A 25882-nucleotide genomic window follows, 5' to 3' on the forward strand; every position below is an offset into this window, starting at 1 on the left:
CCGCAGTCAGGCATTAGGAGGGGGCAGAACTATGGACTATCGGCATGTGTGTGAGATTGGAAGGGTTGAGGGCGAGAATGCTCGCTGTTTCGGGGGGAAAGGGGATGGGCTGAATAAACTTTCTTCCGCCGGCTTTGCTGTGCCTAAAGCGTGGTGTGTGACAGCGGACGCCTACTATACTTTTCTTGTTGAATCGGGATTGCGGGATTGGCTAGAGAGCTTCTCGGAAGTCACTGAGGATGTTTGCCTTGAGTTACAGGCTCGGATTGTAAACAGCCCTTTATCTGAAACGTTGCGGGATGAAATCGTGAGTGCTTACGATTGCTTAGGGCGGGGGCAGGTGGCAGTCCGTTCTTCGGGATTGCGAGAGGACGGCGCTGAACGCTCCTATGCCGGACAGCATGATACTTTCCTTTATGTTCAGGGTGATGACGCTCTGTGTAATGCGGTTAAGGGGTGCTGGGCATCGCTATGGTCCGCCCGAGCCCGTGTCTATCGCGATCGTTGCGGCGATTCCGGAGCAGTTGACGACGGAATCGTGGTTGTGATTCAGTCAATGATCGACGCTGATGTGGCTGGTGTGGTTTTCACTGCGGATCCTGTCAGCGGGAACTCTGAGCGCTTTGTGATTGAAGCCTGTTGGGGAGTTGGCGAAGGCGTTGTCACCGGACAGGTGACAACTGACACCTACGTGATAGATAGTGCGCGCCAAGTCGTTCGGGAAGCAAACATTCGAAGTAAACAATGGATGTATGGGCACGCCGTAAACGGAGGTGCTGAGCTGCGAGAGGTGCCAACGGCGGCGATTGATGCTCCCTCGTTAACTGACGCTCAGGCTCTGGAACTGGCGCGCGAGGCCGACCGGATTCGCAAGCACTATGGGTGCGAAATGGACGTGGAATGGGCGTGGATGGAAGATAAGTTGTGGATACTGCAAGCTAGGCCTATTACACTCGTTGCGCCCTCGTCGCGCAAGCGTCTATACGCCGACTCTGAAGAAACTACCGAGTCAGTGCGCGAGAATGCGATGTTTTCTCGGATGGATACGGGTGAGATTGTGACTGGCTTGATGTCCCCCCTCGGTCTATCCTTCTGTCGGTTCTACCAGCACAATATCCACGGTCCGGCGATCAAGCGTATAGGCCTGTTGGATATCGGTGATCCTGCTCATTCCATGGGCTACATTCTGGGCCACGTCTATCTGAATATTTCGTCTTCGGCTCGGCTTCTGACACAGTGCCCGCCAACCCGCGATCCGGTGACGTTCACGGAGCGGCATGCGACCGACGAAGTTGATCTGACGCGTTATCGGAACCCTTACGGGGCGGCGGTGCGTGGCTTGGCCTACCTGAAGAGTAGCCTCTATTGGCTCGGTGTTCAGGGTTACAACATGGTGTCAGCGAGGCGTACGGTGCGGCGCATCGTTGAGTTAAGGCAGAAGGAAACCGAGCGTTTCCTTAAGCTCGACCTCCAATCGATGACCCTTCCGCAGTTGAATGCGGAACTGATGCGAATTGACCAGAATTTCTTGGTCGGATGTAAAGCTTATATGCCGTTTTTCATACAGTCCTTCGCCCTTTATGACGCACTCTCCGACCTCTGCGAGCGCTGGCTGGATCAGAAGGGGACTGGCCTTCAGAACCGGATCAAGGCATCAATGAACAACCTCCGAACCATCGAGATAACGCGTGGCTTGCGAGACTTGGCCGAGCATGTGCGGAACTCGTCGTCTCTGAGGAGGATCTTTCAATCGGTATCGGCAGAAGAGCTTCCCGATGCATTGAAGCGCGATTCGAAAGGAAAACTCTTCTGGGAAGGGCCTTTCGCGAGATTCTTGTTCGAATTCGGTTCTCGTGGACGGCAAGAGTTCGATCTCAGTATACCGCGTTGGCATGATGACCCGGTTTACTTGCTAAAAATCATTCGCATGTATCTTTTGAACGAGATAAATCTGGAGTCCCGCCTCGTTAAGGTAGGCGACGAGCGTGCGGAAGAAACCCGTAGGTGCCTATCGGGACTTCCCCTAAAAGCTCGCATGGCATTCCGGTTCGTGATCTCCGCCTACGGCAGAACGGCAGAACGGCGGGAAGCTACACGGCCGACGTTCATCGCGGAGACATGGTTCTACCGAAAGATCATTATGGAGGTTCTGCAGCGTCTCAGCGAGCATGGCTTGGTATCTGTCGATGACCTTCCATATGTGGACTTCAATGAGTTTCGTGCCTACATCGCCGGTGAGAAATCCGCGGAGCAAGCCCTCAGCCCCGCACTCATTGAGCATAACCGTCGCGAGCATATGCTCAATCAACGTATGAAGGAGCCCCCGATGTCGATTATCGGCGGTCATATGCCCGAATACAACGAGGGGGCAGGTGAGGGGGCTGCCGAAGGTGAAGTTCTGGATGGTCTGGCGGCCAGCCCCGGTGTTGTTGTCGCGCGTACGCGGGTGGTCACTGATCTAGATCGGCAGGCGGAAGAACTTCAGAAAGGAGAAATCTTAGTCACAAAGTACACTGATGCTTCCTGGACACCTCTTTTTTTACTTGCGGCCGGAGTGATAACTGATATCGGCTCTACGCTGTCCCATAGCTCCATTGTCTCCCGCGAATTCGGCATTCCTGCGGTTGTGAACGTCAAAAATGCGACTCAAAAGATCAAGACTGGAGATCTTGTGTATCTGGACGGTAACTCTGGGGTGATTAGGGTGACCGAGCAGTCCTCTGTTGCTCAAGACGAGCTCTCGGCACGACCAAAGAAAGTAGGGTGACAAAGTGAATGAAGGTCAATGATTCCTCGTATCGATCATACACCATGTGAGATTTGGCCATTTGAATGCATCTATTGCGACATTGGTCGCAGATCTCGTAGCTTCCTTCCATGGGTCACCTGTGTTCCTGGGACACAGGTGATCCTTAGCAAATTCGAGATTTTGTAATAGGGCCTGCTAACATTTGGAGGGATAGCATTGGCAGGATAGGGTAAACTCGCAGAATACAGGTTCCGACACCAACAGACTGCGAGCTTGCCATACCCCGACTGAGGCTCACGGATGAACACTGGTCGAAGCTGAAACCTATCCTGCTTCAACAAAGTATCTATGACAAGCCTGACCTGCGAATTATGGTAGAAGGCATCCTTTACCGAATGCGTACCGGTTGCCAGTGGCGCAATTTACCCGACGGCTTTGGGCACTGGAATACGGTCAATAAGCGCTTTAATGCTTGGTCAGTCGCGGGCAATGACTGTTTTTAATCGGTTAGTGGAAGATCCAGATACTGAGTGGTTTTTCATTGATGGCTCCTATATCAAGGCCCATCAAGACAGCACAGGGGCTGCGACAGAAGAATTACAAGCCATTGGTAAAAGCCGCGCGGGCAACACAAGCAAGATTCACCTAGCCGTTGGCGCTTATGGGCTACCGTTTGCCTTCAGGATCACCGGAGGTGGGGTAAATGACAACACCGAGGCACAGTTGCTGAGCTGCCAACAGGAGGAGCATTAGTGGCTACAGGGGGTATGACCGTGAGCGTACCCGTGAGCAAGTCGACGCCAAGGGGGAGGACTCGGTGACTCCACGCAAGCGCAATTCAAAGATAGAAAATAGCAGTTTAGACAGAGGGTTATATCGCTATCGTCATCTTGTAGAGAATGCATTTGCGCGGTTGAAGCCGTATCGCATCATATCGACGCGCTACGACAAGCTCAAGCGGAACTACGAAAGTATGGTGGCATTGGGCTGTGGTTTTTATGGCTACTCATGTGAAACGTCAACATACCCTAAGCCTATGGTGTTATCAGTCCTGCTGCGATAGCCACTGATATTGCTTGAGCTCTGTTGGAGACCTCAAGTTTCTTATAGATATTTTTAAAATGAAACTTAATAGTTGCTTGCGACAGATTCAATATAACACTGATTTCCCAGACAGTTTTTCCTTCCTTCGACCAACTAATTACTTCCATTTCTCGTGCTGTCAGCTTGGTCATTGTCACTGGAGGTGACATTGAGAACGCGAAATGTAAAGCAGGAATCAGGCTGTCGATAGCGAACTCTAGTGGCGCATCCAGTTTTCTACTCGGCTTGGAGAGGGATAAAAACGTTACTTGGCTGTGATCGGGGCTTATAAAGCTACAAGCAAACCCATTGTCTAGGCCGTGGCTAATAGAGGCATCGAGCAAAGTTTTGTTGCACTCCCTTGAGTCAAACGAGTCGGACCATGAAAATATCCGAGAAGATCTGATGCCATGCATGACTACTGGGTCGTGTTTTTGAAACTGCTCCCTTTTATATAGATTGATCCATTCGAGAGGGTATCCAAGGTTGATGAATTGACGAACCTGTGGGAGTTTCTGGGGCTGGCAAAGTTGGGCTGCGATAGCCTTATCGCAATCAGCAAGGCTTTGAAGCCACTGGATCGCCTTGGTTATGGAGGTTTCACTCCCACCCCGAAGACAGTTTGAAAGGTGTCCCAATAAAAGCTGAGTGTTATATGGATCCAGTGTTTTCGTCTTTGAGTATACTTTGGCCATGGAATCTCCTTGCACTGCCTGTGTACTCTCATTCACCTGCCGGAGTTTGCTAAGGTGACCATCATGTGAATGAGCTCCGATCATTAAATAATTGATATGATCTTGCTCAGTAACAGTGGACACCGGCGCATTGTCTTAATGTCTCGACAGGTCAAAAAAACTCAATCCACTTAAATTGAACTGATTATTATTAAACATAGCAGGATGGTTTTGTGCTGTAAATATAGATGTTAATAAAACTGAGCCCGTCTCTTTTCGAGTAAATTTGATAAGGCTATAAAGATAGGATTTTAAAACTGAAGAGTATTAATGCCATAAGTGACTAAAAATCAGTCTTCAGTCGCTTATGGCTAATGCTTAGAGCGGTGGCAGTTGCTCCGGCCCAAAGGCGTCGGGCAGCAGCGTTTCCATGGTGTAGGTTTTCATCAATTCGCCGCTGCCGGATAGCACCTTGATCTGAGTCTCTGGCGTGGCGAACTCGCGAATGCGCTGACGACAATCGCCGCAGGGCGTACAGAGGTGATCAGCGGGGCCCATGACGTAGACGGTCGCCAGCTGGCGTTGGCCTGCGGTCACCATGGCGGAAATGGCCGAGGCTTCAGCACACAGGCCTTTGTAGTGCGCCACTTCCACATTAGCGCCCGCAAACTGCTGACCGTCAGGGGTCACCATCAACGACGCCACCGGGTGATTAGAGTAGGGCACATAGGCGTTAGCCCGCGCGCTGAATAACTTCTCAACGATCTCTTCTGATACTTCATCCGTTTGCTGACTCATCACAACTTCCTCTTAAGCGCGGGCTGCGTCGTCGCGTAACACGGTGTCCAAAGCAATCAGCATCATGTCGTCAAAGGTAGTTTGACGGTCTGCGCTGGAGAGCGAATCGCCTTTCAGGATGTGATCCGATACGGTGCAGATGGTCATGGCGCGGGCGCCAAACTCAGCGGCGACGCCGTAAAGACCTGCGGCTTCCATCTCGACGCCGACAATGCCGTAGCGCTTGAGCATTTCAGCCATTTCGGTTTGCGGGTTGTAGAACAAGTCTGCAGAGAAGATGTTGCCCACTTTGACCGGCACGTTTTTGGCCTTGGCGGCAGCCACCGCGTGCTGAGTCAGTTCGAAGTCGGCAATAGCAGCAAAGTCGTGGTCGTTAAAGCGCATGCGGTTGACCTTGGAGTCGGTGCTGGCGCCCATGCCGATGACCACATCGCGGACGTTGACATCGTCGCGCACCGCGCCGCAGGAGCCCACACGAATCAGCGATTTAACGCCGTAGTCGGTGATCAGCTCTTTGGCATAGATGGAGACCGACGGAATGCCCATGCCGTGGCCCATCACGGAAATCTCGCGGCCTTTATAGGTGCCGGTATAACCAAACATGTTGCGCACGTCGTTGACCTGACGCACATTCTCCAGGTAAGTATCGGCGATGTATTTGGCGCGCAGCGGGTCGCCGGGCATCAGTACGGTATCGGCAAAATCACCGGGAGCAGCGTTAATATGTGGGGTTGCCATCAAAGGTCTCCTTTAAGCGGCGCTAGTCGTTAAGCGGCGTCGGGTAGAAAGCTTTTGCCATCGGCCATGGCCGGTAGCAGGAAAAAGTCGGCCAGGGTTTGGCCAATATCGGCAAAGGTGCCGCGCTCGCCCAGCGGGCCGGGGGTAAAGCCGGGGCCATGTATCAGAATGGGGATGTACTCGCGGGTGTGCTCGGTGCCGTGCCAACTGGGGTCGCAGCCGTGATCGGCGGTGAGAATCAGCAGGTCATCTTCGCTTAGCGCAGCCAGCAGCTTAGGCAGCTTGGCGTCGAAATCTTCCAGTGCGGCGGCATAGCCCGGCACGTCGCGGCGATGGCCATAGACCGAGTCAAAATCGACAAAGTTGGTCATGATCATGGCGCGCTCGCCTTCGTCGCGTTGGTTGGTGCGCTCGATCTCTTTGAGCGTGGCGTCCATCAATGCATCGTGACCGCTGGCTTTTACCTTGTGGGTAATGCCGCAGTGGGCGTAGATATCGGCAATTTTACCAATCGAGACCACTTCGCCGCCGGCATCATCAAGCTTTTGCAGCACGGTGGGAGAGGGCGGCTCAACGCTGTAGTCGCGACGGTTGCCGGTGCGGGCGAAGGTGTTGCTGTCTTCGCCGATAAACGGACGCGCAATGACGCGGCCAATGTTATAAGGCTCCAGCAGCTCTCGGACGGTTTCGCACAGCTTATAAAGCCGTTCAAGGCCAAAATGCTCTTCGTGGGCGGCAATTTGGAACACCGAATCCGCCGAGGTATAAACGATGGGTTTGCCGGTAGCGATGTGCTCTTCACCCAGGCGGGCGATGATCTCGGTGCCTGACGCGTGGCAGTTGCCAATCACCCCGGTGAGGTCGGCTTCTTGCACGATGGCGTCGAGCAGCTCAAGGGGGAAACTGTCGGTTTTATCCAGAAAGTAGCCCCACTCAAAGCGCACCGGTACACCAGCGATTTCCCAGTGGCCGGAGGGGGTATCTTTGCCGCTGGAAATTTCTTTGGCATGGGCGTAAGCGCCTTCCAGGTTTTCCGGCAGCGTGACGCCTTCGGCAACGCTGCCCGTGGCATCGCGGTGGGCGTGAAATAGCCCCAGCTTGGCCATGTTGGGCAGCTTGAGTGGGCCGGAACGATTGGCGTTATCCGCCTCGCCACGGGCGCAGGCGGCGGCGATATGACCCAAGGTGTCGGAACCTTCATCGCCGAAGGTGGCGGCATCCGGGGCGGCGCCAATCCCAAACGAATCGAGTACCAGTAAAATCGCGCGGCTCATAAGGTTTCTCCACGGAAGGTGTCTTGCAGCAGAGTGTCGGCGTTGGCAGCGCCTTCGCCAATCGTAAACGCCGCGCGCAGCTGCTCGGCGGCACGTTCAGCGGCGGCTTCATTGCGGGCGTGTACCATGGCGATGGGGCGTTGGCTGTCCACGCTCTCGCCGATTTCGACGATATCGGTGAAGCCGACGCTGTGATCGACGCTGGCATCGTTACGCAGCCGGCCACCGCCCAGCTCCACCACGCTCATACCCACGGCGCGGGTATCAATACGCTGAACCACTCCGGCTTGCTCAGCATATACCGGCTTAATCACTTCAGCTTTGGCCAGGTAGTGCTCAGAGCGCTCCATAAAATCGCTGGGGCCACCAAGCTCACGCACCATCTGGGCGAAGACTTCAGCAGCAGCACCGGAGGTTAGCGCCTTCTCAAGCTGAGTGAGCGCTTCTTCACGGGAGCCCGCGAGCTTGCCGGCAATCAGCATTTCTACGGCCAGTTCACGGGTGACTTGCATCACGCGGCTGTTGGGGCGGTCGCCGCGCAACAGGGCCAGTGTCTCGACGATTTCAACGGCGTTACCGGCGCAGGGGGCTAGCGGCTGGCTCATATCGGTGAGCAGCGCCGTGGTGGGCGTGCCTGCCTGAGTCGCTACATTAGCGATGCTTTTGGCCAGCTCGCGGGATTTTTCCGGCGTGGGCATAAAGGCACCGCTGCCGACTTTAACGTCCATCACCAGCGCATCCAGTCCGGAAGCCAGCTTCTTGCCTAGAATAGAGGCGGTAATCAGCGGAATCGATTCCACCGTGGCGGTCACATCACGCACGCCGTAGATGCGCTTGTCGGCGGGGGCGAGATCACCCGTTTGGCCAATAATCGCTACGCCAGTGGATTTAACCACCTCGCGGAAACGCTCTGGTGCGGGGTAGGGGTCGTAGTCGGGGATCGATTCGAGTTTATCCAGGGTGCCGCCAGTGTGACCTAAGCCGCGACCGGAAATCATCGGTACAAAGGCACCACAGGCGGCCACCCAGGGGCCGAGCACCAACGAAACCAAATCGCCTACGCCGCCGGTGGAGTGCTTATCGACAATCGGGCCGGGCAGGTTGAGGTCGCTCCACTGCATCACGTGGCCGGAGTCGCGGGTAGCGGTGGTCAGCGCAACGACTTCTTCACGGCTCATGCCGTTGAGAAATACTGCCATGGTGAAGGCGCCTATCTGGGCGTCGCTGATGCGATCATCAGCAATGCCCTGCACAAAGGCTTTAATCTCTTCCGCGGGCAGCGGCTGGTTATCACGCTTTAGGCGAATCAGCTCCTGGGGGAGCAGGGTGTGTTGAGTGGCGTTGGCAGACATTAGTAACCTCCGTCAGTGGTGGCCGCGTTGGTGTTGCCGGTCAACGTAGCCAGCAGATTGCCCAGCAGGCTAGAGGCACCAAAGCGGAAGTGAGCGGGCGTCGCCCAGCCTGAGCCCATAATATCGTTAGCAAGAGCCAAATATTCTGCTGCGTCTTCGGCGGTTTTGACGCCACCTGCTGCTTTAAAACCAACGTCTTGGCCACTGGCCTTGATGGCTTTGAGCATAATTTCTGCGGCTTCCAGTGTAGCGTTAACGGCTACTTTGCCGGTCGAGGTTTTAATGAAATCCGCACCGCCTTCAATGGCCAGTTCGCTGGCGCGTTTGATCAGCGCAGGTTCTTTGAGCTCGCCGGACTCAATGATCACTTTGAGCAGTGCTTGACCAGCGCAGGCGGCTTTGCACATTTCTACCAGCTCAAGGCCGGTCTCTTCGTCGCCTGCCATCAACGCGCGGTAGGGAAATACCACATCAACTTCATGGGCGCCGGAGGCAACCGCATCGCGGGTTTCACGGGCGGCGGCCATAATGTCGTCGTCGCCATTAGGGAAATTGGTGACCGTGGCGATCTTCACCTGCTCGTTTAGCTTGTGAGCCGTAAGGGCACGCTGGGCGGTGACAATAAACTGTGGGTATACGCAGACCGCGGCAGGGGTGCCAAAGGGCGTTTTCACCTGCTGGCAGAGCGCTTCAATGGTGCTGTCCGTGTCGTTGTCGTTCAGGCTCGTCAGATCCATGAGGGTGAGTGCTTGGCGGGCGGCTTGGACGATATGGGGGGAGGCGGTCGCAGTCATGGAATTCTCACAAATCAGTAAAAGATAAAAACGGGCACTGCGGATAAAGCCGCAGTGCCCGCCACCTTCAGTAAAACCCGCTGCGTTAAGCAGTGGCGTTACTTAGGGCGATAAAGAAGCCAGCAATCGAGGCCGACATCAAGTTGGACAGTGTACCGGCCAATACGGCTTTGACGCCAAAACGAGCAATCTCTTTGCGGCGGGTAGGGGCAATGCTACCCAGGCCACCCAGCAGAATCGCAATGGAGGAGAGGTTCGCAAAGCCACACAGCGCAAAAGAGAGGATCGCCATGGTGTGCGGTGTCATCATCTGACCCGTCGCAGCTACCACCTGTTCCCCATCAATGTAAGGCGCTAGGTTGATGTAGGCGACAAACTCGTTGACCACTAATTTTTGGCCAATGAATGAGCCAGCCAGCGTCGCTTCTTCCCAGGGTACACCCAACAGGAAGGCCAGCGGGGCAAACAGCCAGCCCAGGATCAGCTCCAGGCTCAGCGAGTCAAAGCCCACCCAGCCGCCAATGCCACCCAGGATGCCGTTGATCAGGGCAATCAGGGCGATAAATGCCAGCAGCATCGCGCCCACGTTGGCGGCCAGCATTAAACCCGAGGTAGCGCCCGATGCAGCAGCATCCAGGACGTTGGCAGGTTTATCTTCCAGGGCTTCAATCTCTTCTTCCACCTTGGTAACGCTGTCGCTGTCGGTAACGTCTTGGGTTTCCGGCATGATCAGCTTGGCGAACAGCAACCCGCCCGGCGCCGCCATAAAGGAGGCCGCTACCAAGTACTCCATGGGAATACCCAGCGCGGCGTAGCCCGCCAATACTGAACCGGCGACCGATGCCAGACCACCACACATAACGGCAAACAGCTGCGAAGGCGTCATGCGGGCGATAAACGGACGCACCACCAACGGTGCTTCGGTCTGGCCGACGAAAATATTTGCCGTTGCAGAAAGTGATTCAGTCCGTGAGGTGCCCAGGGCTTTTTGCAGGGCACCACCTAAGATGCGAATCACCCACTGCATAATGCCGATGTAGTAGAGCACGGCGATTAGCGAGGAGAAGAAGATAATGACGGGGAGTACTTTGATCGCAAATACAAAGCCGACATTATCCACATCGGCTAAGCCACCGAACAGAAAGCCGATACCGTCGTTGGCATACACCAATATTTGGCTAACACCGGACGAAATGGCCTGCAGCACCGCTTGGCCAAACGGCACGTAAAGTACAAAGGCACCGATACCCGCCTGGATAGCAAAGGCGCCCAGCACGGTACGCAGCCGGATCGATTTACGGTCGTAGGAGAAGATCAGGGCAATGGCCACCAGAGTGACCATACCCACCAAGCTCATAAGGAGTGTCATATGGGGATCCTTCGCGTCAGCGCGTAAGTAACGTTTTTATAGACAGTAACGCGTTTAAAGTAAGTTGAGCTTGACGGAGTAGATCATCGCATTCTGATAATTGTTGGGGGTGCCCAACTTATTGTCAGAGTAGCGATACTGAATGCCAGTGGTGATCAAATCACTCGGATGCCACCATAGGCTCAGTGCACCGTTGGTGCCTACACTGCCCGCTGTATCGCCCACGTAGTTCTGCTCCAGATACTCATCGTCGCGACCAAAGGTCTGTTCGTGCCAGTTGGTGACGCTGAAGTTCTGGTTGAGTGCAGTGAAATCATAACCCGCGACCCAGCCTGCCATATAGCCGTTCATGCCGGTATAGCTGTTACTTTGTACCCTCGCAGCACCGATAAAAGGCTTGAACCACAGGCCATTGTCGAAGGTAGTGCGGTAACCCAAACCAAGAATCTGATCCTGCTCGCGGCTGTTATAACCGTAATCGCGGAAGTCATACAGGTGGGCGTAAATCGACAGCGGGCTGTCACCCAGGTAAATGTGTGAGGTCACTTTACCCGCGGTGCGGAAGTTGTCTTTACCACCGCTGGACTCGTCGAACTGGTCGTTGGTGGGGTTCTCGAAATCAAAGAAGCCGTAGAACTCGCCCCAGCTAAAGCCAGCGCCGCCTTCGATTTCGAGAAACATAAAGTCGCTTTTCGCCGCGTTGGAAGCGGTGCGCGCCTCGGTACCGTTTGACCAGTCCAGGTAGTTAACCGAAACGTTGGCGAATGACCACAGTCGATCTAGAGGATGCGACTGAGCAGCCTCGTCTGCCATTAGCGGCGTAGTGAGTATGGCCCCTAATACGCCAGCGCCAAGCGCGATCTTAGACGAAGGGGGGCGAGAGTGTGTACGAGCAGTCATGAGAGCCTCAACATTGGTTGTCGCGGAGCCACTTGGGTGTGGCTATCCGAGGTTGTAGTCGTGCGGGCTGGCGTTAATGTTAAAATTATAACATTTAGTGTTATTTTTCTAACGTTGATTTGCAAGAGTTGTCACATCAACGCTATTTAAATGTCATATGGCTCTCATTGTGGCACTAATAGCACCAATAGCCGTCGTAGCAGTGGAAATTACGCCGCCGCTCGCTCAGCATAGAAATGAAAATGGACGCAACACCGATGCTCTCGTTGCGAAAATCACAACAAGAGGGGTTTGCCAGGAGATGCCCACCATGAATGGCCGTAGTGCGCTGCGCCTTGCCAAGCTTCAGGAAGCGCTTGCCAGTGGCGGTACTCTTCATCTGCGCGATGCCGCAGAGCTATGCGATGTTTCCGAAATGACCATCCGTCGCGATCTGACGACTCAGGATACTGCCATTAGCCTGCTGGGTGGACGCCTAGTGATGGCAAACTACCCTGGCGTAACGCCTATTTATGACTTGACCGAACAGCAGGCTAGCCACTACCAGGCCAAGTATCGGCTTTGTCAGCGGGCGTTAGCTTACATAGAAGAGGGCGATACGCTGTTTATCGACTGCGGCTCAACGCTAATGCCGCTGCTGAGCCAGTTAAGTCATTTCCGAGAGCTGACGGTAGTGACCTATGCGCTTAATGTTGCCAATGCCGTTGCCGCCCTGCCCAACGTGCGCTTGGTGCTACTAGGCGGGCTGTTTTATGCCACCTCGCAGTCATTCGGTAGCGACAATATGACTGCTGCTATCGAGCGGTTAGGCATTAATAAGGCGCTGATCTCCGCTGCAGGGGTGGATTTAGAGCGTGGTGTTAGCTGCTTTCACTTTCACGAAGTGGCGCCTAAACAGGCTGCCATTGCCACCGCTATGCAGCGCCTGTTGGTGGTAGATGCCAGTAAGTTCAGCGTAGTTCGCCCGGCCTATTTCGCTGCTCTGGACGATTTTGATGTGGTGGTTACCGACGAAGAGGGCGCCCCGCAGTTGCTTAAAAAAAATGGCCGCGTTGTACCTGAGATAGTGGTTCCCACCGTCACAGTGGCGTAAGCGATTTCCCCCTTGCTCATCCCAGTCAATACCTTGGGTGCGGCAATGCGCCACTTCTTTCATGATCTCGATCAATAGAAAATACTTTAGTCTTAACTGCTTAAGCCTTTAGTGCTTAGGCCAGCGAGGCTCGTCGCCAATTCCCATCCGGCGACGCATATTTTTCCCGGAGCAATGGCGCCCAGCGTCACGTGTGCACTGTCCTTGAGAGCGTTTTCCTAGCACGTTTTCAAGAGCGCCATGCAGAGCATGTTTTGGGAAGAGTATGGGGTGGTAGTTAGCCTGCTATGTAGAAGGGCGACATGGCTAGCTAGTGTTTTAAACAACCTCTGACGAGATCACACCATGCAACGACGCTCACTTTGGCGCAGGCGAGGCACTCTAGTGCTCCTTGCGCTGTGTCTGTTTCTAGCAGGCTGTAGTTCAGCGCTGCTAGACCCAAAAGGCCAGATTGGCGCTGAGCAGCGCACACTGATTCTGACCGCCTTTGGCCTAATGTTGATTGTAGTTATTCCTGTGATTGTCATGACGCTGCTGTTTGGCTGGCGTTACCGGCGTAGTAATAGCCTGGCTAAATACACGCCTGATTGGGCGCACTCCAACGTGATTGAAGCGGTGGTGTGGATCGTGCCCTGTGCGATTATCGCGGTGCTCGCCCTGTTGACCTGGAAGACCTCCCATAGCCTTGATCCCCACAAACCGCTGGAAAGCGATGTGGCGCCGATCGAAATACAGGCGGTGGCGCTTGATTGGAAGTGGCTGTTTATCTACCCCGAGCAGGGTATTGCCAGTGTTAACGAAGTGGCCTTTCCGGTAGATACACCGGTGCGCTTTAGGGTCAGCTCAGGCTCAGTGATGAACGCTTTTTTTATCCCCCATCTTGGCAGCCAGATTTATGCCATGGCGGGCATGGATAACGATGTCCATCTCATCGCCGATGAAATTGGTAGCTACCCTGGTCGTTCCACCAACTACAGTGGCGCGGGCTTCTCTGGCATGACCTTTGAAGCCAAGGTGACCAACCCCGAGGATTTTGACGCCTGGGTGGAAACGGTACGCGCTGCTCCACAAACGCTGACCTACCCAGAAGGTTATGAAGCGTTGGCGGAACCTAGCGAATCGAATCCGGTTGAGTACTTCTCAGCCATCTCACCATCGCTGTATGAAAGCATCTTACGAAGCTTCCATACCGGCGGCGAGCATCAGATGGGCGGCGATCATGCTGACTCCTACGATGGCGAAAATGAGAAGACTGCCGATCACGCGGCCGAATCAGGTCATGTCACTAACAACCATGCTAGTCAGGATAATGCCATGCGCAGCCACTCCTCTAGCGTAGAAGTGGGAGGTTAAGCCGTGTTTGGAAAACTCACGTTAGAGTCAATTCCCTACCACGAGCCGATCATCATGGTCGTCGCGGCCTTTATGGCCATTGGTGGGATCGCACTGTTTGGTTTAATCACCTATTACCGTAAGTGGGGCTGGCTGTGGAACGAGTGGTTTACCTCCGTTGACCATAAAAAGCTCGGCATTATGTATTTCATCGTCGCTCTGGTGATGCTGCTGCGCGGCTTCTCGGATGCGATAATGATGCGCACCCAGCTGGCGATGGCCGCCGGGGATGCAGCGGGCTATTTACCCCCCGAACACTACGACCAGATCTTTACCGCCCACGGCGTGATTATGATCTTCTTTGTCGCCATGCCCATGGTCATCGGCTTGATGAACCTGGTGGTGCCGCTGCAAATTGGTGCCCGCGACGTTGCTTTCCCTTTCCTGAATAACTTAAGCTTTTGGCTGTTTGCGGTCTCCGCGATACTGGTCAATATCTCGCTGGTGGTGGGCGAATTCGCCAAAACCGGCTGGCTCGCTTACGCGCCGTTATCGGGGATCGAGTTTAGTCCCGGGGTGGGGGTCGACTACTGGATATGGGCGTTGCAGATATCCGGTATAGGCACCACGCTGACCGGTATTAACTTTTTCGTGACCATCATTAAAATGCGCACCAAAGGCATGACGATGTTCCGCATGCCGATCTTCACCTGGACCTCGCTGTGCGCCAACGTGCTGATCATTGCTTCTTTCCCAATTTTGACCGCGACCATCGCGCTGCTAACGCTGGATCGCTATTTGGGTATGCACTTCTTTACCAATGATTTTGGCGGCAACATGATGATGTACGTCAATCTCATCTGGGCCTGGGGCCACCCGGAAGTTTATATCCTGATTCTGCCAGCCTTCGGCGTGTTCTCTGAAGTGATTGCGACCTTTGCCCGTAAGCGGCTGTTCGGCTACGCCACCATGGTGTGGGCGACCATTTCGATCACCTTGCTCTCGTTTGTGGTTTGGTTGCACCACTTTTTCACCATGGGGGCGGGCGCCAACGTCAACGCCTTCTTCGGCATTATGACAATGATCATCGCCATTCCTACCGGGGTGAAAGTGTTCAACTGGCTGTTCACCATGTTCCGCGGCAGCCTGGAACTCACTTCGCCGGTGCTATGGACGCTGGGCTTTATTATCACCTTTACCCTAGGCGGTATGACCGGCGTTATGCTGGCGGTGCCCGCAGCTAACTTTGTGTTGCATAACAGCCTGTTCGTTATTGCGCACTTCCACAACGTTATTATCGGCGGCGTGGTGTTCGGCATGATGGCAGGGCTTACCTATTGGTTCCCCAAAGCGTTCGGTTTCACTTTGAACGAAAAGTGGGGCAAGCGGTCGTTCTGGTGCTGGTTTATCGGCTTCTACGTCGCCTTTATGCCGCTTTACGTACTGGCCTTCTTTGGTGCCGTGCGCCGCATGCAGTCCTACGCCAACCCCGAATGGCAGCCGTGGATGATTCTGGCTTGGGTAGGCGCGGTAATCATTATGCTGGGCATTGTCTGCACCATCATCCAGTTCTGGGTGAGTATTCGTGACCGCAAACAGAACGCTGATGTCACCGGCGACCCCTGGAATGGCCGCACCTTGGAGTGGTCAACCTCTTCTCCAGCGCCGTTCTACAACTTTGCACGTCTGCCGGAAGTGGGCGATATCGACAGCTTCTGGTCGCAAAAGCAGCGTAGCGAAGAGCAGCTTGAAGAAGCCCCCTATACCGATATTCATATGCCTCGTAATACCGTGGCCGGGCCAGTTATCAGCTTCTTTGCGCTGGTCATCGGCTTTGCGCTGGTGTGGCATATCTGGTGGTTAGCCGGCGTCGGCGCCGTGGGTGTATTCATCAGCTTTATGGCACGGGTATTTAACGACGATATCGACTACTACGTTCCCGCTGCTGAAGTTGAGCGAATCGAACGTGAGCATCAACAACGCGTGGAGGCGCAAGCGTAATGTCGACTGATACGCTAAATCATAGCTCGCACCACCCGGTAGAGCACGAAGAAGAGCATCACGATGCCTCGGGCACGAAATTGTTTGGTTTCTGGGTCTACTTAATGAGCGATTTGGTGATCTTCGGGTCACTGTTCGCCACTTACGCCGTGCTGATGAAGGGCACGGCGGGTGGGCCAACTGGCGCTGATATCTTTGAATTACCTTTGATCCTTTTCGGAACCTTTGCACTGCTGATCAGTAGTTTCACTTTCGGTATGGGCGTTTTGGCAATGCATGCCAACCGTGTTGGCCAAGTGAAAGTGTGGCTGATTATTACCTTTCTACTGGGCTTGTGCTTCCTGGGGATGGAAGTCTATGAATTCCAGCATCTAATCCATGAAGGGTACGGTCCGGACCGTAGCGGCTTTTTATCGGCCTTCTTTACCCTAGTCGGTACTCACGGGTTGCACGTTACGTTTGGCATGATCTGGATTTTGGTGATGTTGGTACAGCTTTACACCAAAGGGTTGAACGATATGACCCGGCCGAGGATTTTGTGCCTAAGCCTGTTCTGGCACTTCCTCGATATTGTCTGGATCTGTGTCTTCTCATTCGTCTATCTGATGGGAGTGTTGTGAGATGAGTGCAAGTTCAACCAATGCCCATGGCAGCGTTAAGTCGTATGTGACAGGACTGGTATTGTCGCTGATACTGACCATTATCCCTTTTGCGGTGGTGATGAGTGGCGCTTTTAGCGTGTTGGCTACCGTGATTGTGATAGCCGTGACCGCAGTGTTGCAGATACTGGTGCAACTGGTCATGTTTATGCATATGAGTACCAAAGCCGACGAAGGCTGGAATCTGATGTCCTTCGTCTTCACACTGACGATTCTCGTCCTAGTGGTAGGAGGCTCGCTGTGGATCATGCAGCATCTGCATCTCAACATGATGATCGGCTAATCTCAGCGCCCAGCCGCTGGCGGGATCTGCTCGAGCTGACCAAGCCGGGCATTATCGGCGGCAACCTGATTGCCACCCTAGGCGGCTATTTTCTCGCCGCCCAAGGCCAGTTCGAGTGGCTCAGCTTTGTCTCGGTCATGGTGGGGATTGCGTTAATCATCGCGTCGGGCTGTGCGTGTAACAACGTTATTGACCGCGATATTGATGCATTGATGGCGCGTACGCGCCATCGCCCCCTGGTAAGAGGCAGCATCTCTATTACCCAGGCACTGGGCGTTTCGGCACTGCTGGGTGTGTCGGGAGTGGTGTGTCTGGCGCTGGGCACCAACGGGTTAACCGTTGCCTTGGCGGTGATTGGCTGGGGCGTTTATGTGGGGCTTTATAGCCTCTATATGAAGCGCCGCTCGGAGTACGGCACCTTGGTAGGCAGCCTCTCCGGCGCCATGCCGCCGGTGGTAGGCTACTGCGCCGTGACCGGTCAGTTCGACAGCGGTGCCATTATGCTGCTGGTGATTTTCTGTCTGTGGCAGATGCCGCACTCCTATGCGATTGCGATCTTCCGCTACGCCGATTACCGCCGCGCGTCGATTCCGGTACTGCCGGTGGTGCGCGGAGTGAAAATGGCAAAACACCATATCCTGGGCTACATCGTGGCGTTTATACCCGCCTCGTTGGCGCTAGGGCTGGCCAGCCAAGCGGGCGCGGGATATCTGTGCGTGGCGCTGACCATGGGCGGCTACTGGCTCTACTTGGCACTGCGCGGCTACCGTTTAGATGACGATGTGCGCTGGGCCAAAAAGGTGTTTGGCGTCTCTATCCTTACCATCACCGCGATGAGTTTAGTCATGGTGCTGGAATCGATGGTGCCGATGTGGGTTTAGCCCTCACATACCGTTAAGCCGTTAATAAAACGCCCCAAGCAGTTATCTGCTTGGGGCGTTTTTATTGGCTAGGGAAAGTTTCTGTAACTCAGCTTTCCCGCTGACTGGCCTGAATGGCGGTTAGTGCAATGGTGTAAACGATATCGTCGACCAGTGCGCCGCGGGAAAGGTCATTCACTGGCTTGTTCAACCCTTGCAGCATGGGGCCAACGCTCACGACGCGGGCACTTCGCTGCACTGCTTTGTAGGTGGTATTGCCGGTGTTGAGGTCGGGGAACACAAACACGGTGGCTTTACCTGCCACTGGCGAGTCGGGGGCTTTCTGTTTGCCCACGCTCTCGATAGCGGCGGCGTCGTACTGTAGCGGGCCGTCGATGGCCAGGTGCGGCGCGCGTTCTTTAGCAATCCGGGTGGCTTCGCGGACTTTATCCACATCCGCGCCGGTGCCGGAGTCGCCGGTGGAGTAGCTGATCATGGCGACACGTGGCTCGATACCGAAGGCTTCAGCGGAGCGGGCACTTTGTAGAGCGATTTCGGCCAGGGTTTCAGCGTCTGGGTCGGGATTCACCGCGCAGTCGCCGTAGACCACCACCTGCTCGGGCAGCAGCATAAAGAAGATCGACGAGACTTGATTATACTCCGGCGCGGTTTTAATCAACTGGAAGGCGGGCCGCACGGTGTTGGCGGTGGTGTGTACGGCGCCGGAAACCAGTCCGTCGACTTCATCTAACTGCAGCATCATGGTGCCGAGCACCACGTTATCTTGCAACTGCGCTTCGGCGGTTAGCTCGTTGAGTTTGCCACGACGACGCTCGACCATCGGGCCAATATAGTTCGCACGGGTGCTTTCAGGGTCAACAATCGTCAGCGATTCTGGCAGTGTCAGACCGCGGTTGCGCGCTACATTTTCGATATCGTCGCGCTTACCCAGCAGTACGCAGTCGGCAATGCCGCGGCGCTGGCAGATTATTGCCGCTTCTACGGTGCGCGGTTCATCCCCCTCCGGCAGCACTACGCGCTTTTTAGCCAACTGGGCAAGTTTAACCAACTGGTGGCGAAACGCTGAAGGTGAAAGGCGGCGGGTATAACCGCTGCTCAGGTGGGCTTTCAACCACTCAAGATCCATATGGGCTGCGACGTAACGGGCCACCTGTTCGGCGCGCTCGAAATCGTCCATAGGGATTTCGCTGCTTAGCTGGCTGAGGTGCTGTGCTGTGGTCAGGCTGTCGGTTTCTACTGCCAAGACCGGTAGACCCGTTTTGAGCGCGGGGCGGCACATCTCGATCATGCTGTCGTTGGGCATAAAGCCGTTGGTCAACAGTACGCCCGCTAGCTGAATACCGTTCATGGTCGCCAGCGCTGAGGCCAGCACCACATCGTCGCGGTCACCGGAGGCCACTACCAGGCTACCCGGGGTGAAAATATGCAGTGCGTTGGCAGCACTGCGGGCGCAGAGGCTAGTGGAGAGTACCCGACGGCTGGCTGCCTCGCCTTCGTTCAACAACTTGGCATTAAGCGCTCGGGCCACATCCAGAGTGCGCGGGGCGCTAAGCGTTTTGCTGTAAGGCACCACACCAATCAGGTGGAATTTATCGGTCGCCAGGGCGGGGGAGTACTGGCGCAGCTCAGCGAGCACTGACTCTTCCAACTGCGGTTTGAAGGTGCCCGGTGCTGCAGAAAGATCATCTTCCTGCGCGTAGGGCAGATTTTTCATGCGCATCAAAATGCCGCCCAGCGTGCGGCTGGAGCTAACCCCGCCAAAGCTGCGGGCGTGCATATCAAGCTGCTCGGCCAGCGCCTGGGGCTCGTTTAAATCACCGGATCCGACAAGAATAATCCGCGCGTTAAGCGCATTGGCGAGTTGGGCGTTGGTTTGGGTGGCGTAGGTGGTGTGCTGGGTGGGCACTACGCCCTCTACCACGACTAGGTCTAGGGTACTGCCATCGCGGTGGGCCTGTTGAACAACCTGTTCATAGAGCTCGACGGCATTTTCCATCAGCTCATCGATTTGGTCGTCGCGCAGCAAGCGCTCAAGGCGTGCCTGGGAAATCGGCGAAGGCGGGCGCTGATTGAGTGCCCGGGAAACCAATGCGGTGGATCGATCCAGGCCTGGGCCGTTCAGCTCGTTCTGCATAAACGGCTTTAAAAACCCGGCTTTCAGGCCGATTGTATCCAGCGCTTGAATTAACCCCAGACAGGCGGAGGTAAGCCCGACGCCCTGGCTGGTAGGCACTAACAGAATCGCTTGTGGCTGGTCGGGGTGAGTCATACACGTGTCTCTAGGCAGTGGCGGGTTTCCATGGCAATGCGGCCTTCTTCATCGGTAGGGATCACCCACACCTGGGGGCCTTCATGGCTGGCGCTATCCAGCTTGCCCTCTTTGCCGCGGATAGTCGCTTCGTTAGCGTCGTTATCCAGCGCAAAGCCGAAGTGGGGCAATAGGGCGAGCACACGGCGACGTACAATCGGCGAGTTTTCGCCGATACCGCCGGTGAAAATAACCCCATCAAGCTGGGGCAGGGCGCAGGAGAGCCCCGCCAGAGATTTAGCGATCCGGTAGCAGAATACCTCTACCGCCAGCTGTGCGGTGGCGTGCCCTTGTTCAGCAGCCTCCTCAATTTCGCGCATGTCGTTGGTTAAGCCTGAAAGGCCCAGTAGGCCGCTCTCTTTATTGAGCACGTCGTCGATTTTGTCTAGCGACCAGCCCAGTTGGCGGTGCAGGTGGGCGTGCAGGCCAGGGTCAACGTCGCCACTGCGGGTGCCCATCACCAAGCCTTCCAGTGGGGTAAGGCCCATGCTGGTATCCTGGCTTTGATTGTTCCACACCGCGCTGGTGGAGCAGCCATTGCCCAGGTGGGCAGTCAGCCAGCCGCCTGTGCCACGGCTACTCAGTTCGCCCGCCCGCTGGCTAACATAAGCATGGCTGGTGCCATGAAAGCCGTAGCGGCGAATGCCATGCTCAGCGTAGAGGCTTTCTGGTAGTGCGTACCGGTAAGCACGCGGCGGCATGGTTTGGTGGAAAGCGGTATCGAACACTGCCACTTGGGGCAGGTCTGGAAAGACGTTCTGGGTCGCCGCAATACCTGCTAAATTTGCTGGGTTATGAAGGGGGGCAAGTGCTGCGGTGGTTTGGATAGCCGCAATGACACTAGCGTCGATGAGTGCGGCCTGGGTGAAGTGCTCGCCGCCATGCACGATGCGATGGCCCACCGCCGCTGGTAATCGGCCCTCCATACGCTCAAGGATCGCGTTAAGTGCTTGGGTGTGGTCAGCGCCAGGAAGTGGTTGGTTGAAACGATCACCGGCGCTGTTTTTGCCCTTGAGGCGTGCATCCTCGCTACCCAAGCGTTCCGCTATGCCCTCAAGTCGCGGTGCCTGAGGGTCGGAATCAATCAACGCGTATTTAATAGAGGAGGAACCGCAGTTAATGACCAGCACCGGTGCGTTCATAAAAACCTTTTCGCTAGGAGGTTATTGAGCAAAGGGGTAGACTTTAGTTTAACATGTTGCAGTGCGCAAAAGCAGCGTCAGGCTTTCGTTAGCCTTCTAGGCAAAAGCTTGGCATGCTGGGATCTTTGCCTACCTGGCTACTCGCCATCTTACACCTTCACCCCTATAACGAGCCGTACCGTTCTTATGTCAGCGTCCTCTTTGCCGAAACTACTGCCGCGCCATTTGGCCATTCTGTTAATGATGACCGTGGCCACCATGTTCGCCGCCAATCACGTTTCAGCTCGGCTGGCGTTTGATAATGGCACCGGTCTGTTACTGGCGGTATTAACCCGCTCGGGGGTTGCCTGCCTGATTTTAGTGGCGCTAGTCATCGTGCAGAAAAAGCGCTTGTGGCTGCCCGCGGGATCTTGGCCGTGGCAACTGACCGTGGGGCTACTGATTGCGATCCAAAGCGTTAGCCTCTACTCGGCGGTGGCCAGGCTGCCTGTGGTGATCGCACTGCTATTGGTCAATACCTTTCCTATTCAGCTGGCGCTGCTCAGTTGGGCGTTGGGCGGCCCGCGTCCTACTCTGCGTAGCTGTCTGATCATGGGCACGATTTTAATCGGCTTACTGGTGGTGCTGGATATTCCCTCATGGATTGCCAGCGCCGATGGCATGGGGCCGGGGTGGATAGCAGGCATTGGTTTTGGATTAATGGCGGCCTTCGTATTTGCCTGCGCGCTGTGGGTTACCGAGCACCGCCTTGCAGGAGTGGGCAGTACCCTGCGCAGCCTGTTGACCATGCAGACCGTGTTTATTGTCATGATCATTGGCGGCATCGCCGGTGTAGTGCCAGGGGGTATGAGCCTGCCGGATAACAGTACCGGCTGGCTAGGGCTGACGCTGCTTGGTCTGCTGTATGGTTCGGCGTTTTCGACGCTGTTTATTTTTGTGCCGCGACTCGATATGGCACGCAACGCACCGGTGATGAATATCGAACCGGTTGCCTCCCTGGTGCTGGGTTACTTTGTGTTGGGGCAAATGCTTAGCCCCGGCCAGTTGGTAGGTGGGGCAGTCGTCGTTGGCGGTATTGTCGTGCTGAGCTTATCCAAGGGGCGGTAAATGTTTGCGTTCTTCATAGTTATGAATCACAATACAAATGTGTAAGGAAACACTGTTTTTTAACTGAGGTGCAAGCTATGAAGATGTCCATGTTGTCACTTACATCGGCGGTACTCCTGGTGGGTGCAGGCGCATTTGCAACCACTGCTCAAGCACAACAGTCTACCGGTTATCCGCAAGCTTACCTGGGCGCTGATGCCATGTTCTGGAGTCTGGATCCAGACAGAGGCTCGTCCCGTGATGACGTAGGCTTACGCCTGCGCGGCGGTGCCCAGTTCAATGACTACTTTGGCATTGAAGGTCATTTAGGTACGGGCGGTTCCGACGGTGGTGCCGAATTAGACTATGTAGCGGGTGCTTATGCTAAAGGGATTATTCCCATAGCACCTGAAGTACGTCTTTATGGCCTGGCGGGTTTTACGGAAGTAGAGTTTGACCGCGGCGACAGCGAAAGCGACTTCTCCTACGGCGCAGGCGCTGAGATGGATGTGGCCAGAAACCTCTCCCTCAGCGCGGACTATATGCGCTACCTGGATAAATCAGCTTACTCCTTTGATGCTGCAAGCGTAGGTTTACGCTACCGGTTCTAAATCCTTAGCGTAACAGCGTAGCGAATGACTAAACCCCATGGCCTTTATGCCATGGGGTTTTTGTTTATAGGCTTGTAGAGAGCGTTTATGTAGCAGTAGATAGACATAGATATATTGTTAGCGCGCTAATTGATTGTTAGACTAAAGTCCCCTATGTGATTCCCTACACGATGCGCGCCCGTTGAGAGGCGCTGGCCAGGTGGTTTCCTGGTGGCTAACAAGTGAGCTCTGCATGACCCCCGATCAAATATTTGCCCGATGGGTGAGGGTAGCCCTTGCTACCTTTGTACTGCTTTTTATCTATTTTCTGGTGGCCGATAGCTTTATGCCTATGACGCCGGAGGCGAGGGTGATGCGGCCGGTCACGCGAATAGCGCCCGAACTCAGCGGCCCAGTGAGTGAGGTGCTGGTCAGTAATCACCAGCATGTAGCAAAAGGCGATGTGCTGTTTCAGATCGACCCGACGCCGTTTAGATTAGCCGTTGAGCAGGCGCAGCTTAATCGCGAACAGGCCGAGCGGGAGAATGCCCAGTTGGAAGCAGAGCTTACCTCTGCTCAAGCGGAGTTGGCATCCGCTGAGGCGACGGCTGCCGAGCGTCGGGGAGAACTTCAGCGTGCTGAAACCCTTGTGGCGCAGCAGAGCGTATCGCGCCAACAGTACGAACAGCAGGTGGCTGCTGAGCGTACCGCACAGGCCAGTGTGGCAGCAGCCAGGGCTAAAATCGTCAGTCTGGAAGTGCAACTGGGCGAGGCCGGCGAGACGAATCTGCGTTTGCGCCAAGCAGACAATGCGCTTTCCAAGGCGCAGTTGGATCTTGCTCATACCCAGGTGCGCGCCGCGCAAGCTGGAAGTGTTTCCAACCTGCAGCTAGACGTAGGCGACTACGTTCAGGCGGGGCAGCCAGCGGTAGCAGTAGTGGCGGATGCGATAGATGTCATTGCCGATTTTCGCGAAAAGAGCCTGCGCCATGCGGCACCTGGTGACGCAGCGCAAGTAGTGTTTGATGCTTGGCCAGGTCAGGTATTTGATGCGCAAGTGCTCGCCATGGATGCCGGTGTTCGTGAAGGACAGTTGGCTGCCGATGGTCAACTGGCTGATATTCCCACCACCGACCGCTGGATACGCGATGCCCAGCGGATGCGTGTACACCTAGTGCTAACTCAGCCAATCGCGAATTTATTACCCAGCGGCGCCCGCGCCACGGTGCAGCTTCAGCCAGGAGATGCTGCTTTGGCCAAACCATTTGTATGGTTACAGGCACATCTGATCAGCTGGTTGCACTATGTTTATTAAGAGCCCGCATATTAAGCGCCTGTTGTTGACCCCGTTTCAAGGTTGGTGGGGGAAGCGTGACCGGGCTAATGCCAAGGGAACTGCTCGCCCGGTGTTAACCCAAAACGGCCTGCGTCAGTGCTTGCGGGTGGCCGGTGGTGGCACGCTGGGGTTTGTGGTCAGCCAGCTCATGGGTTGGAACTACGGCGTGTTTTTTACCGTTTTCCCGATGTTCTTGCTGGGCATGGTACCGATTCTTAATGGCCATATTATTCGCCAGTTTTTAGCCAATGTATCGCTTAACGTACTTGAAGTCAGCCTGGTGGTGGGGTTGCTCAAACATATGCCGGTAGTGATGACCCTGGTGGTGATGGGCATTTTTCTGTTTCGCTTTAACCTGATGGCGAAAGGGCCGTTGTTTCTGTTTGGCGCCAACGGTGTGCTGACGCTCAGCATTCTGCTTCACTTCGCCAGCTACCCCAATGTGGACTTGAGCGATTTACTGGCCTGTAATCTCGTCGCCAGTGGTTTGGCGGTGTTTATTGCCATGCTGATGCATACGCTGTTTCCCGACGTGGAAGCCCGCAAACCGCCGCCCAGGGTTACCAAAACACCCTCGCAAATTCGCCATGAAACTTTAATCGGTGGATTAACCGCCACGCTCTCATTTGTAGTGTTTCAGATGTTCGACTTGCAAGGGTCGCTCTCTGCGCAGATGGCGACCATCCTGGTGCTGTTTACGCTGGGGTACTCTGGAGCGAAAGTATCAGCCGGTAAGCGAGCCATAGGAACCCTACTAGGGTGCAACTTGGCTCTATTAATGCAGTTATTCTTATATACCCAGAGCCACCATTTCCTGCTGGTGGTGTTGCTCTACTGGCTGGGGTTAATGCTTTTCGCTCGGGAGCATATCCATGAAGGGGGCGGTTCAGGGATTGGCTTTGGTGGACTGACCACTCTGGGGATTCTGTTTGGCCAGTCGTTAGGCCCGCAGCAGGATCTGGTGTATAGCGCGCTCTATCGCTTCTCTTCCATGAGTGTGGCACTGGTTCTTACGCTTCTGGCTATGGCTTCCCTGCACTTCGTGTTGAACCGCTGGGCACCAACGCGGTTACCCGCCAACAACCCGGCCTAAATTAATTAGCGCAACTTTTTTAATAAAGGCTACTCTGATGAATGTGTCGACGTGTGATTAGCCGTGCTACTCGCACCTTTCACACACGGCGTTTTCCCTACTAACGGATTAGAGGTGTTCGTCATGGCAACTGGTAAAGAAGATAAAGCGAAAGGAACGGCCAACAAAGCAGCGGGAAAAGTGAAAGAAGCCGCGGGCAAGGCAACAGGAAGCGCTAAAACTGAAGCCAAAGGTAAGGCCCAGCAGGCTAAAGGCGAACTGCAAAAAGGCAAAGGCGACGCCAAGGAGAGCCAGAAAAAACAGCGCTAGTTATGTAACACTGATACCAACAGGGGGCTTCGGCCCCC

General features: G+C 55.0%; 22 protein-coding genes and 1 pseudogene. 13 read left to right on the forward strand and 10 right to left on the reverse strand.

All coding sequences use genetic code 11. The annotated features are described in order from the left end of the window. Nucleotides 1–31 precede the first annotated feature (31 nt). Together pigC and LMS44_RS05465 are read left to right on the forward strand one after the other, a co-directional pair. On the forward strand, nt 32–2767 hold the full coding sequence (gene pigC / locus LMS44_RS05460; RefSeq protein WP_278370750.1) for a prodigiosin ligase PigC: 2736 nt from the start codon (nt 32–34) through the stop codon (nt 2765–2767). Between the two features lie 260 nt (nt 2768–3027). Next, nucleotides 3028–3763, forward strand: a pseudogene (locus tag LMS44_RS05465) (IS5 family transposase). Between the two features lie 20 nt (nt 3764–3783). Here the strand turns inward: LMS44_RS05465 and LMS44_RS05470 are convergent. The 8 genes from LMS44_RS05470 to LMS44_RS05505 all read right to left on the reverse strand — a co-directional run bounded on the left by LMS44_RS05470 (nt 3784) and on the right by LMS44_RS05505 (nt 11731). Continuing rightward, nucleotides 3784–4527, reverse strand: a complete 744-nt coding sequence (locus tag LMS44_RS05470) for a LuxR C-terminal-related transcriptional regulator (RefSeq protein ID WP_498947030.1) — start codon at nt 4525–4527, stop codon at nt 3784–3786. Nucleotides 4528–4884: 357 nt separating this feature from the next. Further along, nucleotides 4885–5304, reverse strand: coding sequence for a cytidine deaminase (cdd, locus tag LMS44_RS05475; RefSeq protein WP_278370752.1), 420 nt, complete (start codon nt 5302–5304; stop codon nt 4885–4887). 12 nt (nt 5305–5316) lie between these two features. Continuing rightward, nucleotides 5317–6042 (reverse strand): purine-nucleoside phosphorylase, encoded by a 726-nt coding sequence (gene deoD, locus LMS44_RS05480; protein ID WP_008957683.1) that lies wholly within the window; start codon nt 6040–6042, stop codon nt 5317–5319. 29 nt (nt 6043–6071) lie between these two features. Continuing rightward, nucleotides 6072–7316, reverse strand: coding sequence for a phosphopentomutase (locus tag LMS44_RS05485; RefSeq protein ID WP_278370753.1), 1245 nt, complete (start codon nt 7314–7316; stop codon nt 6072–6074). Then, nucleotides 7313–8668 carry a thymidine phosphorylase gene (gene deoA / locus LMS44_RS05490; RefSeq protein ID WP_278370754.1) on the reverse strand — a complete coding sequence of 452 codons (1356 nt, stop codon included), beginning with the start codon at nt 8666–8668 and terminating at the stop codon, nt 7313–7315. The genes LMS44_RS05485 and deoA overlap by 4 nt, the downstream gene beginning before the upstream one ends. Continuing rightward, nucleotides 8668–9462, reverse strand: coding sequence for a deoxyribose-phosphate aldolase (gene deoC, locus LMS44_RS05495; RefSeq protein ID WP_009287197.1), 795 nt, complete (start codon nt 9460–9462; stop codon nt 8668–8670). Before deoC ends, deoA begins: the two co-directional genes overlap by 1 nt. 85 nt (nt 9463–9547) lie before the next feature. Continuing rightward, nucleotides 9548–10831, reverse strand: a complete 1284-nt coding sequence (locus tag LMS44_RS05500) for a NupC/NupG family nucleoside CNT transporter (RefSeq protein ID WP_278370755.1) — start codon at nt 10829–10831, stop codon at nt 9548–9550. 54 nt (nt 10832–10885) lie between these two features. After that, nucleotides 10886–11731 (reverse strand): outer membrane protein OmpK, encoded by an 846-nt coding sequence (locus LMS44_RS05505; RefSeq protein ID WP_278370756.1) that lies wholly within the window; start codon nt 11729–11731, stop codon nt 10886–10888. Nucleotides 11732–12041: 310 nt separating this feature from the next. Between LMS44_RS05505 and LMS44_RS05510 the strand changes: the two genes are divergently transcribed. The 6 genes from LMS44_RS05510 to cyoE all read left to right on the forward strand — a co-directional run bounded on the left by LMS44_RS05510 (nt 12042) and on the right by cyoE (nt 17980). Beyond that, nucleotides 12042–12824, forward strand: a complete 783-nt coding sequence (locus LMS44_RS05510) for a DeoR/GlpR family DNA-binding transcription regulator (RefSeq protein WP_022520638.1) — start codon at nt 12042–12044, stop codon at nt 12822–12824. A 345-nt stretch (nt 12825–13169) separates the two neighbouring features. Beyond that, the gene (gene cyoA / locus LMS44_RS05515; protein ID WP_027959877.1) at nt 13170–14177 is read left to right on the forward strand and encodes a ubiquinol oxidase subunit II; all 1008 of its coding nucleotides are present in this window, start codon (nt 13170–13172) and stop codon (nt 14175–14177) included. A gap of 3 nt (nt 14178–14180) precedes the next feature. Next, complete coding sequence (gene cyoB / locus LMS44_RS05520) at nt 14181–16157, forward strand: cytochrome o ubiquinol oxidase subunit I (RefSeq protein ID WP_009287202.1); 1977 nt, start codon at nt 14181–14183, stop codon at nt 16155–16157. Then, complete coding sequence (gene cyoC / locus LMS44_RS05525; RefSeq protein WP_009287203.1) at nt 16157–16777, forward strand: cytochrome o ubiquinol oxidase subunit III; 621 nt, start codon at nt 16157–16159, stop codon at nt 16775–16777. The genes cyoB and cyoC overlap by 1 nt, the downstream gene beginning before the upstream one ends. Nucleotide 16778: 1 nt before the next feature. Further along, the gene (gene cyoD, locus LMS44_RS05530) at nt 16779–17099 is read left to right on the forward strand and encodes a cytochrome o ubiquinol oxidase subunit IV (RefSeq protein ID WP_022520636.1); all 321 of its coding nucleotides are present in this window, start codon (nt 16779–16781) and stop codon (nt 17097–17099) included. After that, nucleotides 17057–17980 (forward strand): heme o synthase, encoded by a 924-nt coding sequence (gene cyoE / locus LMS44_RS05535; protein ID WP_141439715.1) that lies wholly within the window; start codon nt 17057–17059, stop codon nt 17978–17980. Before cyoD ends, cyoE begins: the two co-directional genes overlap by 43 nt. Nucleotides 17981–18068: 88 nt before the next feature. Here the strand turns inward: cyoE and pta are convergent, their stop codons facing one another. Together pta and LMS44_RS05545 are read right to left on the reverse strand one after the other, a co-directional pair. After that, nucleotides 18069–20249, reverse strand: coding sequence for a phosphate acetyltransferase (gene pta, locus LMS44_RS05540; RefSeq protein ID WP_009287205.1), 2181 nt, complete (start codon nt 20247–20249; stop codon nt 18069–18071). Then, entirely contained in the window at nt 20246–21430 is a 1185-nt protein-coding gene (locus tag LMS44_RS05545; protein WP_278370758.1) for an acetate/propionate family kinase, read from the reverse strand. Before LMS44_RS05545 ends, pta begins: the two co-directional genes overlap by 4 nt. A gap of 186 nt (nt 21431–21616) precedes the next feature. Between LMS44_RS05545 and LMS44_RS05550 the strand changes: the two genes are divergently transcribed. The 5 genes from LMS44_RS05550 to LMS44_RS05570 all read left to right on the forward strand — a co-directional run bounded on the left by LMS44_RS05550 (nt 21617) and on the right by LMS44_RS05570 (nt 25844). Continuing rightward, entirely contained in the window at nt 21617–22537 is a 921-nt protein-coding gene (locus LMS44_RS05550; protein ID WP_027959875.1) for an EamA family transporter, read from the forward strand. Between the two features lie 77 nt (nt 22538–22614). Continuing rightward, a complete protein-coding gene (locus LMS44_RS05555; RefSeq protein ID WP_027959874.1) occupies nt 22615–23127 on the forward strand; it encodes a porin family protein in 513 nt (170 codons plus the stop codon). Nucleotides 23128–23359: 232 nt separating this feature from the next. Next, nucleotides 23360–24421, forward strand: a complete 1062-nt coding sequence (locus LMS44_RS05560) for an HlyD family secretion protein (RefSeq protein ID WP_498947037.1) — start codon at nt 23360–23362, stop codon at nt 24419–24421. Beyond that, entirely contained in the window at nt 24411–25535 is a 1125-nt protein-coding gene (locus LMS44_RS05565) for a DUF2955 domain-containing protein (RefSeq protein WP_278370760.1), read from the forward strand. The genes LMS44_RS05560 and LMS44_RS05565 overlap by 11 nt, the downstream gene beginning before the upstream one ends. A gap of 123 nt (nt 25536–25658) precedes the next feature. Beyond that, a complete protein-coding gene (locus LMS44_RS05570; RefSeq protein ID WP_039859265.1) occupies nt 25659–25844 on the forward strand; it encodes a CsbD family protein in 186 nt (61 codons plus the stop codon). Nucleotides 25845–25882 lie beyond the last annotated feature (38 nt).

The organism is Halomonas profundus, from assembly GCF_020865425.1.
Taxonomy (GTDB): Bacteria; Pseudomonadota; Gammaproteobacteria; order Pseudomonadales; family Halomonadaceae; genus Vreelandella; species Vreelandella titanicae.

Excerpts from the sequence above, each read along its gene's own strand:
- pigC (WP_278370750.1), top strand. The coding sequence starts at position 32 with ATGGACTATCGGCATGTGTGTGAGATTGGAAGGGTTGAGGGCGAGAAT.
- LMS44_RS05470 (WP_498947030.1), bottom strand. The coding sequence starts at position 4,527 with ATGGCCAAAGTATACTCAAAGACGAAAACACTGGATCCATATAACACT.
- cdd (WP_278370752.1), bottom strand. The coding sequence starts at position 5,304 with ATGAGTCAGCAAACGGATGAAGTATCAGAAGAGATCGTTGAGAAGTTA.
- deoD (WP_008957683.1), bottom strand. The coding sequence starts at position 6,042 with ATGGCAACCCCACATATTAACGCTGCTCCCGGTGATTTTGCCGATACC.
- LMS44_RS05485 (WP_278370753.1), bottom strand. The coding sequence starts at position 7,316 with ATGAGCCGCGCGATTTTACTGGTACTCGATTCGTTTGGGATTGGCGCC.
- deoA (WP_278370754.1), bottom strand. The coding sequence starts at position 8,668 with ATGTCTGCCAACGCCACTCAACACACCCTGCTCCCCCAGGAGCTGATT.
- deoC (WP_009287197.1), bottom strand. The coding sequence starts at position 9,462 with ATGACTGCGACCGCCTCCCCCCATATCGTCCAAGCCGCCCGCCAAGCA.
- LMS44_RS05500 (WP_278370755.1), bottom strand. The coding sequence starts at position 10,831 with ATGACACTCCTTATGAGCTTGGTGGGTATGGTCACTCTGGTGGCCATT.
- LMS44_RS05505 (WP_278370756.1), bottom strand. The coding sequence starts at position 11,731 with ATGACTGCTCGTACACACTCTCGCCCCCCTTCGTCTAAGATCGCGCTT.
- LMS44_RS05510 (WP_022520638.1), top strand. The coding sequence starts at position 12,042 with ATGAATGGCCGTAGTGCGCTGCGCCTTGCCAAGCTTCAGGAAGCGCTT.
- cyoA (WP_027959877.1), top strand. The coding sequence starts at position 13,170 with ATGCAACGACGCTCACTTTGGCGCAGGCGAGGCACTCTAGTGCTCCTT.
- cyoC (WP_009287203.1), top strand. The coding sequence starts at position 16,157 with ATGTCGACTGATACGCTAAATCATAGCTCGCACCACCCGGTAGAGCAC.
- cyoD (WP_022520636.1), top strand. The coding sequence starts at position 16,779 with ATGAGTGCAAGTTCAACCAATGCCCATGGCAGCGTTAAGTCGTATGTG.
- pta (WP_009287205.1), bottom strand. The coding sequence starts at position 20,249 with ATGACTCACCCCGACCAGCCACAAGCGATTCTGTTAGTGCCTACCAGC.
- LMS44_RS05545 (WP_278370758.1), bottom strand. The coding sequence starts at position 21,430 with ATGAACGCACCGGTGCTGGTCATTAACTGCGGTTCCTCCTCTATTAAA.
- LMS44_RS05550 (WP_027959875.1), top strand. The coding sequence starts at position 21,617 with ATGTCAGCGTCCTCTTTGCCGAAACTACTGCCGCGCCATTTGGCCATT.
- LMS44_RS05555 (WP_027959874.1), top strand. The coding sequence starts at position 22,615 with ATGAAGATGTCCATGTTGTCACTTACATCGGCGGTACTCCTGGTGGGT.
- LMS44_RS05560 (WP_498947037.1), top strand. The coding sequence starts at position 23,360 with ATGACCCCCGATCAAATATTTGCCCGATGGGTGAGGGTAGCCCTTGCT.
- LMS44_RS05565 (WP_278370760.1), top strand. The coding sequence starts at position 24,411 with ATGTTTATTAAGAGCCCGCATATTAAGCGCCTGTTGTTGACCCCGTTT.
- LMS44_RS05570 (WP_039859265.1), top strand. The coding sequence starts at position 25,659 with ATGGCAACTGGTAAAGAAGATAAAGCGAAAGGAACGGCCAACAAAGCA.